12 protein-coding genes are annotated in these 14,400 nt (G+C 55.1%); all 12 read right to left on the bottom strand.

All coding sequences use genetic code 11. The features are described 5' to 3' along the window. Positions 1 to 299: 299 nt before the first annotated feature. The 12 genes from ABWO67_RS00155 to ABWO67_RS00100 all read right to left on the bottom strand — a co-directional run bounded on the left by ABWO67_RS00155 (position 300) and on the right by ABWO67_RS00100 (position 14,400). Complete coding sequence (locus ABWO67_RS00155; protein WP_353146077.1) at positions 300 to 914, bottom strand: TetR/AcrR family transcriptional regulator; 615 nt, start codon at positions 912 to 914, stop codon at positions 300 to 302. Between the two features lie 86 nt (positions 915 to 1,000). After that, entirely contained in the window at positions 1,001 to 2,440 is a 1,440-nt protein-coding gene (gene lpdA, locus ABWO67_RS00150) for a dihydrolipoyl dehydrogenase (protein WP_502929936.1), read from the bottom strand. A 2-nt stretch (positions 2,441 to 2,442) separates the two neighbouring features. Then, positions 2,443 to 3,162 (bottom strand): ABC transporter ATP-binding protein, encoded by a 720-nt coding sequence (locus tag ABWO67_RS00145; RefSeq protein ID WP_353146074.1) that lies wholly within the window; start codon positions 3,160 to 3,162, stop codon positions 2,443 to 2,445. Further along, positions 3,155 to 4,969 carry a branched-chain amino acid ABC transporter ATP-binding protein/permease gene (locus ABWO67_RS00140; protein ID WP_353146163.1) on the bottom strand — a complete coding sequence of 605 codons (1,815 nt, stop codon included), beginning with the start codon at positions 4,967 to 4,969 and terminating at the stop codon, positions 3,155 to 3,157. The genes ABWO67_RS00145 and ABWO67_RS00140 overlap by 8 nt, the downstream gene beginning before the upstream one ends. A 5-nt stretch (positions 4,970 to 4,974) precedes the next feature. Further along, positions 4,975 to 5,859 (bottom strand): branched-chain amino acid ABC transporter permease, encoded by an 885-nt coding sequence (locus ABWO67_RS00135; RefSeq protein WP_353146072.1) that lies wholly within the window; start codon positions 5,857 to 5,859, stop codon positions 4,975 to 4,977. 71 nt (positions 5,860 to 5,930) lie between these two features. After that, positions 5,931 to 7,145 (bottom strand): ABC transporter substrate-binding protein, encoded by a 1,215-nt coding sequence (locus ABWO67_RS00130; protein ID WP_353146070.1) that lies wholly within the window; start codon positions 7,143 to 7,145, stop codon positions 5,931 to 5,933. A 68-nt stretch (positions 7,146 to 7,213) separates the two neighbouring features. Continuing rightward, the gene (locus ABWO67_RS00125) at positions 7,214 to 8,572 is read right to left on the bottom strand and encodes an MmgE/PrpD family protein (protein ID WP_353146068.1); all 1,359 of its coding nucleotides are present in this window, start codon (positions 8,570 to 8,572) and stop codon (positions 7,214 to 7,216) included. A gap of 53 nt (positions 8,573 to 8,625) precedes the next feature. Continuing rightward, on the bottom strand, positions 8,626 to 10,119 hold the full coding sequence (locus ABWO67_RS00120) for a long-chain-fatty-acid--CoA ligase (protein WP_353146066.1): 1,494 nt from the start codon (positions 10,117 to 10,119) through the stop codon (positions 8,626 to 8,628). Between the two features lie 74 nt (positions 10,120 to 10,193). Then, positions 10,194 to 11,369, bottom strand: a complete 1,176-nt coding sequence (locus ABWO67_RS00115) for an acyl-CoA dehydrogenase family protein (protein WP_353146064.1) — start codon at positions 11,367 to 11,369, stop codon at positions 10,194 to 10,196. 6 nt (positions 11,370 to 11,375) lie between these two features. After that, positions 11,376 to 12,620 (bottom strand): dihydrolipoamide acetyltransferase family protein, encoded by a 1,245-nt coding sequence (locus ABWO67_RS00110; protein ID WP_353146062.1) that lies wholly within the window; start codon positions 12,618 to 12,620, stop codon positions 11,376 to 11,378. Positions 12,621 to 12,624: 4 nt separating this feature from the next. Continuing rightward, entirely contained in the window at positions 12,625 to 13,410 is a 786-nt protein-coding gene (locus ABWO67_RS00105) for an enoyl-CoA hydratase/isomerase family protein (RefSeq protein ID WP_353146060.1), read from the bottom strand. A 15-nt stretch (positions 13,411 to 13,425) separates the two neighbouring features. After that, positions 13,426 to 14,400, bottom strand: a complete 975-nt coding sequence (locus ABWO67_RS00100) for an alpha-ketoacid dehydrogenase subunit beta (RefSeq protein WP_353146058.1) — start codon at positions 14,398 to 14,400, stop codon at positions 13,426 to 13,428.

The raw sequence follows: 14,400 nt of genomic DNA, 5'->3' as shown, positions 1-14,400 counted from the left end.
GACACGCCTTGAGAGGCACCTGTATGGATCAGGCTCGCAGTTGGGCCAAAACACATCTAGATGCAATACGCACACGTCTAGAACAGACTGGAAAGCCAAACATCCATGCCGCACGCTAAGCAACATTGTGGTTTTTCGGTCAAACAGCGAGCACGATAAATAGCCATTTTTGGAGACAATGCATGAGCATACTTAGATATGGGGCAAGCATAGGGCATCCCACAGACGTGCTGACAACTCCCCCACACACATCTTGCCTTGATGCGTGCTGTCGTCGTTGTAATGCCATTGCCAATCGTTCACATCTTTTTGAGTTTAGAAATATCGATAGGAAGTTCGGCCGGCGGATTCTTAGCAATTGAGCGGCAAAGCAACTCTGACATACCCCGTGCGAGTTGCTTGTTGGTCCAGGCCCCTTTTTCCGAAAACCATTTCGGCACCCAGTTCACTGCACCGAATATGGAAAAAATGGCAAGTTTGGGATCACAGGGAATTATGCTGCCGTCCTCGATCCCAGCCCTAACGAATCCGCGTAACGCGGCTTCGAAACGATCGCGTTGTTCAACGATTTTCACCCTGTCGTCCGGTGACAGCGCATGCTCTTCGGTAATAATCACGCATCGGCTAAGTTCGCTAAGCGTTACTTGCAAATACTCTTGGATCGCCATCTGCAGTTTCTCCAGACCGGTGCCACCTGAATCCTGGGCCTTTCTGATCGCGTCGAAGCCGACACGCAACGCTTCTGTAAACGCCTCGAACAACAAGGAGTGCTTGTTTGGAAAGTAATGATACAGCGCGGCCTTGGTCACCCCCAGACTAGTGGCGATATCGTCCAGCGAAGTAGCATGAAACCCCTTCTGGTTAAAAGCGGCAATGGCTTCGCGCAGAAGCGCTTCGCGCTTGAGCTGATGCATTGCCTTGCGGTTGGGGACTGCGTTCTTCCATATCGCCACCGATCAACTCCTCTTACAATAAATTATTTGTATCGCTTTCATCGCAGTTAACCTCGCTTGCTGCTCATATACAGTTCCGTCAAGGTGCCTTCATATGCCTCGGCCGCAAAGGCAAAAGTTTCCGACAAAGTAGGATGCGGATGAATCGTTAACGCCACGTCGCCTGGTTCCGCCCCCATTTCAATGGCAAGCGCTGCCTCAGCAATAAGATCGCCCGCATGTGGCCCAACCATCCCGACCCCCAACAAAGCATGCGTCACCGGATCAACCAAAATCTTAGTCAAACCCTCGCCCCGCCCCAGAGTCAGCGCACGACCACTTGCTGCCCAGGGAAAGCTAGCCTTCTGATAAGCAATGCCGGTACGTTTGGCCGCTGTCTCGGTTAGCCCAACCCAAGCCACTTCGGGGTCAGTGTAAGCTACGGCGGGTATGACCTTGGCATCATTAACCACATTTTTTCCCGCTACCACCTCGGCAGCCACTTTACCTTCGTAAGCGGCCTTGTGTGCCAGCATAGGATCGCCAACCACATCGCCTATAGCAAATATATGGGCAACATTCGTGCGTTGCTGCGCATCCACCCTGATGAAGCCGCGCTCATCCACTTTCACCCCTGCCTGCTCGGCCCCAATGGTTGCCCCATTAGGCTGGCGACCGACCGCCACCAGCACGCGATCATACACCTGCGGCGCAGGAGCTTTACTGCCCTCGAACGACACCAGCAGCCCATCGTTTTGCGATACCACGGCTGTTACCCTGGTTTCAAGCAAAACGGCCTCATAACGACCTGCAATACGCTTCTCCAGCGGCTTTACAAGATCACGATCGCATCCCGGCAGCAAGCCTTCAGTCATTTCCACCACCGTGACTGCAGCTCCCAAAGCGCCATAGACCGTGGCCAACTCCAAGCCTATGATGCCGCCGCCAATTACCAACAGGCGCTTAGGAATATCGCTCAGCGCCAGGCCATCAGTAGAGTCCATTATGCGTGGGTCTTCTGGCAGGAAAGGCAAGCGCACAGGCTGCGAGCCAACAGCTATCACGGCCTGCCTGAACTTTACACTGACGCCTCCCGATACGCTTAGCGTATTCGGACCAGTAAACCTACCCTCGCCCATCAGCACCTGTATCTTGCGCTGCTGCGCCAACGCCGCCAAACCGCCGCAAAGCTTAGCCACCAGGGCATCTTTCCAGTCGCGCAGTTTTTCCAGCCGAATCTTGGGCTCGCCGAACTCAATTCCCTGATGCACCAGCTCACGAGCATCCTCTAAAGCCTTGGCGGAGTGCAATAAGGCTTTAGAGGGGATGCATCCGACATTCAGGCAGACGCCGCCCAGAGTATTGCGCTGCTCAACCAACACAACGGACAGCCCTAAGTCTGCGGCGCGAAACGCCGCGGTGTAGCCACCTGGCCCACCACCAAGAACAAGCAAATCCGCTTCAACGGAAGATGGTGTTTGCCCTGAATCCCGCTTCACTGTTTGCATCCTTACTGCCCTCCGCCTAAATAGGCGCTTGAGAGATCGGCCGATGCCCCCGAACGCAACTCATCCCGAGTACCTTCGAAAACAACCTTGCCGTGTTTAAGTACATAGCCATAGTTGGCAACCTTTAGGGCAAGGCTAGCCATTTGCTCACTAAGTAGAACCACCCGATCACCTTCAGCACAGTACTCTTTGATGAACTCAAAAATCTGGGCAACAATAATTGGGGCAAGCCCTAGTGACGGTTCGTCCAGCAGCACAAAACGCGGCGCATGCAAAGTAGCCATGGAAAGAATCAGCATCTGCTGCTGCCCGCCACTCAATGTGCCAGCCTTGGCTCTGGATCGCTCAGCCAGAATAGGAAAGTTGCCGTAGACCTTGTCCAAGGCAAGCTTGAAATTTCCTTTCGGCTTGCGAAAATGCCAGGCGGTGATAAGATTTTCCTCTACCGTATGCTGATGGAAAATCCGCCGACCTTCCATTGCATGAGCAAGCCCATTTTGAGCCCGCTCATGGGGCAACATCCGCGAAATATCTTTACCATCCAGCAGGATTTCGCCTGTCTTGGCCGGAGTTACCCCTGAAATCGCCCGCATCAACGAAGATTTTCCGGCGCCATTTGCGCCTATAAGCGCAGTAATTTGCCCCGGACGCGCGATCAGGCTGACCCCTCGAACGGCTTCAATCGCTCCATAACTGACTTGCAGATTACGTACTTCAAGCATGAGCCATATCCTCCACACCCAAATAGGCGGCGATCACCGCCGGATTGGATCGCATTCCACACATATCGCCCTTGTAGATTTCCTCGCCGGCCTCAAACACCACCACATCGTCTGCCAGCTCAGCCAGGAAGTCCATGTGATGATCAATGATCATCACCGCAACACCATGTTCGCGCGCAAGACGAACCAAACGGATCAATTGCTCGGATTCATGCTCCGACAACCCCGCCGCCGGCTCATCCAGCATTAAGAGCTCGGGATCACTGGCCAAGGCGCGAGCGACTTCAGCCAACCGCTGGATGCCATAGGGCAGCTCGCCAATAATGGCGTCAGCGTATATCGTCAGGCCGCTGGCTTCCATCAGGGCATCGACCTGACGCAAGAAATCCGCCTCTTCTTGCTTGGCTTTCGGCGTGTTGATCGCAGCGGCTAGCGGTCCATGCTGATAGCGGCGATTGGCTCCCATGAGAATATTTTCCCGCACAGTAAAACTCGGTACGTTGCGCGGGTCTTGGAAAGTGCGGGTGATACCCACCCGGGCGACCTTGAACGAAGGCCAGCCGGCAACGTCCTCGCCCTTGTACCAAATGTGCCCGGAGGTTGGTCTGTAGATGCCGCTGATCACATTGACGAGCGTACTCTTTCCAGAACCGTTCGGCCCCACAAGCGCCGTAACACTGCCGGCGTATAGATCCAATGACACTCCCGCCAAGGCACGCAATCCCGAAAACTCCATAACCACCTGTTCAACACGCACCAAGGCAGCTCGCGGCGTTTTTTCTGAAACTGCGTCTTTTCGGCTCAGCGGGGCAACATAAGCCTCGTTAGCGGTCAAACGCAGCTGATCGTACTTGCTATAACGCGTTTCTGTACGCAACAGCCCTGCCAACCCTTTGGGCAGCAAGGTAAAGATAAAAATCAGAATCAGACCGTAGACGATATATTGATAATCATTGAAAGCCTGTAGTTTTTGTGGCAAATAAGTAAACAGAATTGCGCCAAAAATCTGCCCAGCCAGCGACCCCAGGCCACCCACGATAGACATTACCAAAATCTCGATCGACCTCATCAAACCGAAGCTTTCCGGCGTGAGGTAGCCGATCATATGGGCGTAGAATCCGCCGGCAAGCCCCGCCATTCCGCCACTGATTCCATAGGCGGCCCGCTTGGCTGCGGATTGGGAAATCCCCAAGGAACCGGCAGCGATTTCGCTCACGTGGACCGCGTAGAAAGCTCGTCCATAATGGCTTTTGACGAAATTTCGCAACATGAACATAACCACGAGCAGGACCACCAGCAAAATACGGAAATACCAAACCGTATCAATGCTCCAACCGAACACGTGCAACGTACCAATCTGCGAAGATGGAATGCCGCGCATTCCCATTACACCGCCGGTAACCCCGCGCAACTCGCGCGCCAGCTCATAAACAATCAAGCCAAAAGCAAGCGACATCATCGCTAGATAAAATTCGCGTACGCGCCCAGCAGGGCCGGCCAGCAAATAGCCCGCGACCGCCGCAGCAACCGTAGCCATCGCCAAGGCCAGCGGAAACGGAACACCCCAAGCCTTCAAGGCGATAGCGCTGACGTAGGCTCCAATCGCAAAAAACCCTGCATGGCCGAGCGAAATCTGCCCATTGATGCCTGTCAGCAGGTTAATGCTCTGTGCAAGAAAAATATTGATAATCACGAAGCTCCACATCTGCACCGTGCCGGTGTCCGCGAAGCTGGCTCCTATCGCCAATGCCAACGCAAGGACAGCCAAGGTCCAGAAATTCGTGAGTAAATTGCCAAGCAGTTTCATGGGGTTCATACCTTCACAGTTTCCCGCTTGCCGAACAAGCCTTGCGGACGTATGGTCAGCACACCTATCAATAGAACGAAAGCGACGACCTCTGCGGCAGCCGGCGACACATAACCGCCAACCAGTTTTTCCATAATGCCCAAGGCAAGACCTCCAGCCAAAGAGCCAACCGCGCTTCCCATGCCCCCCAGCACTGCTGCGACGAAGGCAAGAATCAAAAGATGAAGCCCAAAATTTGGATCGACAGTGCCGGAAACTTGCGACACCAGAATGCCCGCAATGCCGGCCAGCAGACCGCTGACCAGGAAAGACATGACCACTACGCGTCGAACCGGTATGCCCATGAGAGATGCCAGGTCGCGATCATGAGCGACCGCACGCACGCCGTAACCCCAAATGGAATATCGCAGGAACAGCTCCATCAGGCCTACGATAAGAACGCTGATAACAAACACTGCGATGTATTGCACGGATATATACGCGCCCATAAACTCGATAGTGTCCGTACTGCTGAAAAGCACATCTGGAAAAGCAACCGCCTGCGTTCCAAACAACCAGCTCGCAATTCCCTGTAGAAGAATACCGGTGCCCAAGGTAGAAACCACCCAGCCCATGCTGCCGGAAAAGCGAAGCATAGGCCGCACTCCGACCAACTCTACGACCCAGAGGATAATGGCTGTGGCAACGAGCGATAAGCCAACAGCCAAGAACACATTGACACCACCGGCGACCATGACAGCAGTAAGCATCGCCCCAGCCATCAAGACCGACCCTTGCCCAAAGTTGAGCACTCGAGTCGTCCAGAACGTGAGATTCAGCCCCAGCCCGATCAAGGCGTAGACGGCGCCCACGCTCAGCCCGGACACAACCATTTGTATAAAAAAATCCATACCACCCTCGTCAACAAAATGACAATGACGACAGATTCAAGTCCGTACCTCGAATCTGTCTCACCTCCCAATTACTGAGCGATTGGCTGAAGCCTAACCTTGTCGCCTTGTTTGACGTATTCGAACACCTTGACGCCGTCTGTCTTGATACCGTGATGATGATCTTTCGAGAAGGTATAGACGGCGTTTACGCCCTGATAGTCTTTGATCGACTCGATGGCTTTGATGATGGCTTTGGGTTCGGTGGAGTTCGCAATACGAATACCTTCGAATAAGGTATTGGCAGCGTCGTATCCGTTAGAAACCGAAATCGCCATGAACAGCTGGGGATTATCGGCATCGCTGCCCCACCAACGGTCAGCGCCATATTTGGCTTTGTAGGCCTGTGCGAAATCTGCCGTTGCCTGACGCATCGGGTTGCCAAAGGCGCCGATCATGGTCCCCAACGTACCAACCGTCAATTCACCCGCACCTTCCTGATAAGGCTGACCCAGCGCGCCATTGGCGGCCACCAGCGGTACATTGAGATTCAATCGCGCCATGGTCCGGCGCAACACTGCCAGGTCCTTGCCCAGCCCAATGGCGGCAATCGAATCCACATTAGCCCGTTTCAACCGGGCCACTTGGGCAGTCATATCCTGAGCGCCTTGATTGTACGAATCGGTAGCCACGGGCTTTTGCCCGCCGTTTCTTTCAATAGAAGAGGTAAGGTAATCTACGCCGGTCACGCCATAAGCGGTACTCTCATGGATGATGCCCACCCGCTTGAAGCGTTTCGCCAGATACTCGCCCATTGCGACAGCTTCCACATCATTTTGCAGCGCGAAGGAAAAGACATTAGACCGCGGGTTCTGGTCTGATTTGCCATCAGGATAGGTCACCACAGGTGTCTGGGCGATCGGATTCATATAAGGCCTGCCATCGGCCTGAACCATATCAATAACAGCCAAGGTCGGGCCGCTGCCCGCCGGACCAATAATCCCGACGATTTCCTTGTTATCCAGAATGCTGCGCATATTCTGCACGGCGCGATCAGGATTAAGCTGATCATCCAGCATCTGCGCAATCTCGATTTTCTTGCCGTTGATCCCGCCCTTGGCGTTCCATTGCTCTACTGCCAACTCAACTGCGCGTCGGTTGCCTTCACCGAATTCGTTATATGGGCCTGTAAGGGCGGATGTCATGCCGATTTTTATCGTGTCGGCCGCCAAAACCGACCCTGATGCAAAAACAGCCGCCGCAGCCGCCACGAGAACTGCTTTAGTGGAACTTTTATGCCAAAACATAGGTACTCCTCCGGAACTCTTATTTATTACGTCGTATTTGCCCCAACTTCGAGGCGCCATCCTGGCCGCTAACGGGCCCTTTGGATTTCTTTGAACGCGGCAAAAACATCAGCCAGCTCTGCCTTCGGCAGTGCGTTCACAAATTTTTCCAGGCGATCGTAGGCGGCAGGCGCCACGCCCGTTTCTTCACCAATTCGGCGAATCAACGCCGAAACGCCAGCCTGGTCATAGCTGTATTCTGTGTGATCGGTTTGAAGATTCACTGTCAGCGGTTCTGAAACGCCGTCAATCTCGGCTTCGATGCGGCAAGCCAGCAAACCCAATGCGCTGTCTGAGATTGGCTGCACGCGCGGGATAAGATCGTTTACACCCGCGTCATTGAAAGCTGTCATATGTGCGATGGTCGGCGTGCCGTGCAGCAAAGTGGTGGCGATGCAAAACTGAATGCTCATCAAGGTGCCGGAAACGCTGGCAAAGGGCCCTTGCGAGTTCATGCCTGCGTAACCCACCACGGTGGGGTTCAAATATATCCGTAACGACTTGACCGCGCCGGCCTGGTCGCCCAATTGCTCCCGAAGCATCAGGGCTGCTCTTACCGGAGTCTGGTTCAGCGCACAAACAGGATAGGGCTTGAAAGTCACCTTCAAGACTGACCATTCCTTGCCAAGCTTTCCGGCGATTGCCTGAACATCGCAGTCAGTGCGAACATAAGCTCGTACAAAACCGCTACCACCCTCGAAAGCATTGGCGGCGGAAATCGACCCCTGAGCGGCCAGAGCGGCAGCTGTCAAGCCGTTGCGCCCCGCCATGCCAACTTGATAGCGCCACTCGTCCGTGCCGTCGCCGAAAGACTGCAAAATGCCGCCTGTAAATGAAGCGGCATTGGAAATCGCCGCTGCAGTCTGCTCTACCGTCAGACCCCACATCTTTGCCGCGGCGGCAGCCGCGGCAATTGTTCCGTACAAGGGTGAAGCACGCAGGCCGGCAGCCGTAGTCTGTGGTGAGTATGCCGATTCCAGCGCACCGCCGACCTCATATCCAGCAATCAACGCCGGCAGCAGGTCCTCGATGCGACCTTCGTCGTTTTCGATCATGGCAGTCAAGAGTGGAAGCAAAATGGCGCCGAAATGAGCCACGCCGCAGGTGTCCTCTTGTGCTCGGCCATGGAACAGCGCCGAATTGGCCAACGCAGCACCCGCAACCGTACTCTTGCGGCCATCGCCCAGCAAAGTAGGGCCTGACTCCCGTTCACCGTCGACAGCCAGCACGGCGCGCGCAGCTACAGAAAAGAACGGGGTAGTATGAGATCCCAGCGCAATGCCATAACCGTTGAGCACACAGGCCCTGGTCTTTTCAATCACCTGATCAGGGATAGTGCCCATGCCAAGTCCAACGACAAACTCTGCAAAGGTCCTTGCCAAACTCATAGTCTCTTCTCCTGGATGTTTCTTTATTGAGTGTTGTCTCGAAGCGTCACCAATCAGGCCTTGTATTCCTGGCGCAATACGCGCTTGAGGACTTTCCCGGACGGATTGCGCGGAAGCTCAGAAACGATCTGCAGCTCTTTGGGTACTTTGAAACTGGCCAGGTGCTTGCGGCAATACAGGTCGATCTCCTTCAAAGACAGATCCGCGTCCGGCTTCAGCACCACTACCGCTACGACTCTTTCCCCCCAACGCTCGTCGGGAACACCGATCACAGCGGCCTCGGCAACTTGCGGCAACTCGTACAGCACGGCCTCGACTTCGCAGGAAGCCACATTCTCGGCACCGGTAAGAATCATGTCTTTGGTGCGATCGGTGACGAACAAAAAGCCATCCTCATCCAAATAACCAACATCGCCGCTACGCAACCAGCCGTCGTAAAAAGACTCCTCTGTTTTTTGGGGCGCATTCCAATAGCCTTTGGTGACCTTGGGTCCTCGGATACAAATTTCACCCTTCGTATTCGGCGGCAAGGCGTTGCCCTGATCATCGGCAATACGTATTTCCACATGAGCCAGAGCGCGGCCGGTCGAGCCGATCTTCTCGATTTCCATACCGGCTTCCATCAACGTGTCGCCACTACAGGTTTCGGTCATTCCAAAACCGTCAATGAAACGGCCAGCGGTAAAGACACGAGTGAAATCGCGAATACGCGACTCAGGCGTTTTTTCACCTCCCGCTATGCACCAGCGGAAGGTGTTCAGATCAAAGCGCTCGGGGCTTTCAATTGCCAGGGTGCGGCTTAACATGACAGGCGCCATCCAACCGCTGGTAAGCTTGTAGCGCTCAATCGATGCCAAAGTCGCCACCGGGTCGAATTCCCGATGAATACAAAGCGCACCGCCGACCCAGAGCACGGCAATACCAGGCAAATCAAAAGCACCGACATGATAGAGAGGGCCGACCACCAAGAGGCGCTCTTCACGCGTAAGGCTGAGTGCAATAACGTGATCGATCGACTTCCAATAAATATTGCCGTAGGAATGCATCACGCCTTTTGGCCGCGATGTTGTTCCCGAGGTATACATCAGCCGGACGAGATCGGACTCGGTGGCGGCATTGAGTTCGGGAATGGCCAAGCCGCTGCGCCCCAAATATCGAGAATCCGCCTGTGCTTGCGCATCAAGCACCAGCTTGGGAATATCCAGCTCCCGTATGCTGGTGAACTCTTCGTCTACGAACAATAGCTTCGCCTGCGCATCGCCCAATATGTAGTCTGCTTCCGGCGCGGCCAGCCGGTAATTGACCGGTAAAAATATGGCGCCAAGATAACTGACAGCGAAGGCAATTTCCAAGAATGCCGCACTGTTCTTCATAAAGAGCGCCACCACATCGTTTTTCCCTACGCCATGTGCTTGCAACAGGGCAGCCGCACGACAGATGCGGTCATAAAAATCACCATAGCTGATAGCTTCATCGCGATAGATGATGGCAGTTCGCTCAGGTGCCTGGCGAGCGTGGTACGCGATCGATGCGCTCAGGTTCAGCATGGTTCAGGGTCTCCTTTATATATCAGCTCTTTATACAAACAGCCATTCTCTACGCCATTACGGGCCGGCGCATCTTAATATGACTTCGGCATGCCAAGATCGTGGATGGCGATATAGTTGAGAATCATTTCTTCGGATACTGGAGCAAACTTAAACAGGCGGGCGTCGCGCCACAAGCGCTCCACATGAAACTCGCGTGCATAGCCCATGCCGCCCATCGTTTGCATGCTCCGCTCGATCGCGTGGGTCGCTGCCTGCGAACCAATGAGCTTGGCCACGTTAGCTTCCGTACCATAGGGCTGGCCCGAATCACACAAGGTAGCCGCCTTCAAGTTCATCAAGCGGGCGCACTGCAGTTCAGCGTGCGACTGCGCCAAAGGAAATTGCAGCCCCTGATACGAGCTGATGGGCTTACCGCCAAATACTTTGCGCTCATTCGCATACTGCACAGCCAAACGCTCAGCCAGACGACCGGCGCCCACCAATGACGCCGTCGTCACAATACGTTCGGTATTAAGCACATCCAGCAGTTCGCGAAACCCCTTATCCAACGTGCCTATCAGCTCGTCCTGCTCAATGCGGACATTATCGAAAAACACCGAGCAGGCGCTCAGGGTTCGTGTCCCCGCCTTTTCAATGGGCGCATAGGTCAGGCCTTCGCGCTCGACGTCTATCATGAACATCGAGATGCCATCGCTGTGCTTGGTGACTTCCCCCGGCTTCTTTGTGCGCGCAACAACCAGCATTTTTTGGGCGGCATCCACTGCGGTAATCCAGATTTTCTGACCATTCAGGCGCCACCCTCCCTCATCAGCCGCTTCGGCAAAACTTTTCAGCGCCAGGGTATTCGTGCCCGCATCCGGTTCGGTCAGAGCCATGCAGAAATTAATTCTGCCTTCCGTCAATGCTGGCAGTAATTCGCGCTTCATCTTGTCGCTGCCAAACTTGGAAATTGGCACACCGCCGAAAATCGGATTAATCATGAACAACTGGCCAAGGGTCGAGCCAGCCCCCGCCGCCGCCAACTCTTCAACAATCAATGCCAGCTCAAGCATGCCCAGCCCCGATCCACCGTGCTCATCGGGAAGCGCGGCACCAGCCAAGCCGGCATCGCATATCGCTTGCCAGCACTCATTAGGAAACTCTTCCTTGCGATCCCGTTCGGCCCAATACTCAAGGCCAAACTCTTCGCCCACTCTGCGGGCGGCCTCAATCATTAACTTCTGTTCGTCTGAAAGCGAGAAATCCATGAATTCTTATCCTTTGAAGGCGGTGTTGCTACGCAGAAGCCGATAAGGGGCTTGCAACAGATCAATGACGTAATTAAGAAATTTCAATGCGCTGACGCCATCGTGCAAACGATGATCCGCGGCCAGCACCAACCCCATTTCACGCTTAAGAGTCGGGGCGCCGTCAGCATCAGGGCGAAAGACCTCGCGTATGCTGCCGACACCAAGAATGGCCGACTGCGGCGGGTTGATGATCGGCGTCATATAGGTGACATTGAACATGCCCGCGTTGGAAATCGTGATCGCTCCCCCGCTCATGTCCTCGCGCAAACCCTTGCCTTCACGTACGCGGGCAATCAGCTCGCCAGAGCGCACCGCAATGCCATCCAGCGAACATCCAGCCAGGTCATGCAGCACGGGGGCCATCAATCCGCGATCGGTAGAAACCGCAAGGCCAATGTCTATCCCGCTGAACTGGACGACATGCCCATCGCTCCATATGCAATTTTGCTGCGGCATCCCTTCCAACGCGCGTGCTACGGCAGCGATAATGAAATGATTCAGTGTCAGTTTCGCCCCCCCCTCTTCAGCATTCAAGCGCTCGCGAAGTAGCAGAAGCTCGCTGATTTCGGCCTCGGCAGAAAGATAAAAATGAGGTACCTGCTTGGCCTCGGTCATACGGCGTGCCATTGCCTGAACCAGGCCGCTGGCGGGCTGGCTCTGTGCTACCGACGTCGGCACTGGCGCAGAGTGTTGATGCGAGTATTGCTCGACCGGTGCTGAACTCGTCGTCTTACTAGCGAAACGCACATCGGCGGCCTTGATTCTGCCGCTCGGTCCACTACCTGCTATCAAGCCAAGATCAATACCGTGTTCGCGCGCCAGGCGACGCGCAAACGGAGTGGCGACGACACGTGCGCCCACCACAGCCGTGTAAGGCAGGATATCTTCCTGAACTTCAGCCGCGAGTGGCGCCGACTGAATCGTTAGTGCAACAACTGCCGAGGAATTGCTGCCGATGCCTTGGCCGGGGCCGGTCCAGCGAGCAACCACCGCTCCTACCGGAACGGTATCCCCCGCTTGAACCAGAATCTCGCCCATGACGCCATCGGCGTCGGCCAGAATCTCGTTGGCTACCTTGTCGGTTTCAACGATAAACAGCGCATCGCCGGCCTTGACGCTATCGCCGGACGCTACGCTCCACTCGGCGAGCAAACCCTCCGTCATGGTCAGGCCAAGCTTGGGCATCAAGAGATCATTGAGCTCGCTCATGGGCTTAACGTCCGGTGAAGCGTGCTTCGCGCTTTTCAAGGAAGGCGCCGATGCCTTCGTGAGAGTCCTTGGTATCGAACACCAGGCTGACCATGGCTTGTTCATGGGCCAGAGCAGTAGCAAGCGGCATATCCGCGCCATCGCGCAAAGTCCGTTTCAACAACTTAAGCACCAAAGGCGACTTGCTTGCTATTTTGTCGGCCAAGGCCATGACCTCTGTCATAAGCTGCTCTTTAGGCACTACACGATTAGCCAGACCGATACGAACCGCATCGGCAGCGCTGATGCGATCCCCGGTAAACATCATTTCCTTGGCCAGGCAAGGAGATATCTGACGGATAATGCGCTGCGTGCCGCCAGCCCCGGGGAACAAACCCAGGTTGATCTCGGTAAGCGCAATCATGGCGGTATCGGCAAGGATACGCATATCCAGGGACAACAGAAGCTCTGTACCGCCGCCAAGCGCCCATCCGTTGACGGCGGCGATGGTTGGCTTATCGCAGACTTCAAAGCGGCGGAAGACCCGATGTATATCCTCGGCAAACTCCTGATAGTGGGCAATTCCCTGGCGCGAGTTCAATTCCGCCAAATCCCCGCCCGCCACAAAAGATTTCTCACCAGCCCCCGTAATGACGATGACTCGGACCTGGTCATCGGCCTCGAGTACCGTTAGCGTTTTCTCAAGCTCAAGGAGCGTCGGCGTATCGAGCGCGTTATGCAACTTTGGCCGGTTAATGGTAATAAGACCTACGTGATTACGGACTTCGGTAAGAATGCTTTGTTCAGTCATGGTTGTCTCCATTTATCAGGCGCATAATTCACGGACGGCGGCAACGACATCGTCCGCTTGTGGCTGGTATTGCTCTTCCAGAATGGGTGCGAATGGCACGGGCACGAAAGGGGCTCCAATACGGACAATGGGCGCGTCCAGTTCGTCAAAGCCGATATTGGCCATGCGGGCGGCGATCTCGGCACCCACGCCAAAGGCCTCTACCGCCTCATGCACAATCAGCAGCCGGTGCGTACGCTTGAGCGACTCAAGCACAGCAGCTTCGTCCCAGGGCTGGATGCTGCGCAAGTCCAGCACCTCAATTTCTATACCTTCATTCGCCAGCGTTTTCGCGGCTCGTTCAACTCGCTGTACCGTCGCCCCATAGCTAACAACTGTGACATCCGTGCCCTGACGCACCAGGCGCGCCTTACCGATAGGAATAGGGCCGGCGTCGTCGGGCACCTCACCCTTCATGGCATACAGCGCCTTGTTCTCGACAAACACCACCGGGTCGGAATCGTAAATGGCGGACTTAAGCAAACCATAGGCATCGGCCGGATTGCTTGGGCAGATCACCTTCAGGCCTGGTATATGAGCAAACCAAGCCTCCAGGCATTGGGAATGCTGAGGACCGGCACTGATGCCACCGCCATGCGGAGTGCGCACCACCATCGGCACACTAGTCTGCCCCCCAAACATGAAGCGGGCTTTCGCAGCCTGATTGACCAACGCATCCATGGTCAAGGTCATGAAATCCATGAACATAATTTCCAGAACCGGTTTAAGTCCCGTCAAGGCCGCACCAACTGCGGCGTTTGCCATGGCGGCTTCGGAAATGGGGGTATCGCGAATCCGGTCCTGGCCGAATCGTTCGTGCAGCCCACGTGTGACGCCGAACGGCCCACCCGCTTCGGCGATATCCTCGCCGAATAGAAATACGGTGGGATCTTCTTCCATGCACTCCGCTAAGGCGCGGTTAATCGCATGGGCAAAACGCAGCTCAGCCAT

The organism is Pollutimonas bauzanensis (assembly GCF_040393045.1).
In the GTDB taxonomy this organism is placed as follows: domain Bacteria; phylum Pseudomonadota; class Gammaproteobacteria; order Burkholderiales; family Burkholderiaceae_B; genus Pollutimonas; species Pollutimonas bauzanensis_A.
The sequence above is the reverse complement of the archived record's forward strand: the minus strand, read 5'-3'. Positions and strand labels throughout refer to the sequence as shown.

Bases quoted from the DNA above. Each gene is read 5' to 3' on its own strand.
- ABWO67_RS00155 (WP_353146077.1), bottom strand. From the start codon at position 914: ATGCATCAGCTCAAGCGCGAAGCGCTTCTGCGCGAAGCCATTGCCGCT.
- lpdA (WP_502929936.1), bottom strand. From the start codon at position 2,440: ATGCAAACAGTGAAGCGGGATTCAGGGCAAACACCATCTTCCGTTGAA.
- ABWO67_RS00145 (WP_353146074.1), bottom strand. From the start codon at position 3,162: ATGCTTGAAGTACGTAATCTGCAAGTCAGTTATGGAGCGATTGAAGCC.
- ABWO67_RS00140 (WP_353146163.1), bottom strand. From the start codon at position 4,969: ATGAAACTGCTTGGCAATTTACTCACGAATTTCTGGACCTTGGCTGTC.
- ABWO67_RS00135 (WP_353146072.1), bottom strand. From the start codon at position 5,859: ATGGATTTTTTTATACAAATGGTTGTGTCCGGGCTGAGCGTGGGCGCC.
- ABWO67_RS00130 (WP_353146070.1), bottom strand. From the start codon at position 7,145: ATGTTTTGGCATAAAAGTTCCACTAAAGCAGTTCTCGTGGCGGCTGCG.
- ABWO67_RS00125 (WP_353146068.1), bottom strand. From the start codon at position 8,572: ATGAGTTTGGCAAGGACCTTTGCAGAGTTTGTCGTTGGACTTGGCATG.
- ABWO67_RS00120 (WP_353146066.1), bottom strand. From the start codon at position 10,119: ATGCTGAACCTGAGCGCATCGATCGCGTACCACGCTCGCCAGGCACCT.
- ABWO67_RS00115 (WP_353146064.1), bottom strand. From the start codon at position 11,369: ATGGATTTCTCGCTTTCAGACGAACAGAAGTTAATGATTGAGGCCGCC.
- ABWO67_RS00110 (WP_353146062.1), bottom strand. From the start codon at position 12,620: ATGAGCGAGCTCAATGATCTCTTGATGCCCAAGCTTGGCCTGACCATG.
- ABWO67_RS00105 (WP_353146060.1), bottom strand. From the start codon at position 13,410: ATGACTGAACAAAGCATTCTTACCGAAGTCCGTAATCACGTAGGTCTT.
- ABWO67_RS00100 (WP_353146058.1), bottom strand. From the start codon at position 14,400: ATGGCTGAGCTGCGTTTTGCCCATGCGATTAACCGCGCCTTAGCGGAG.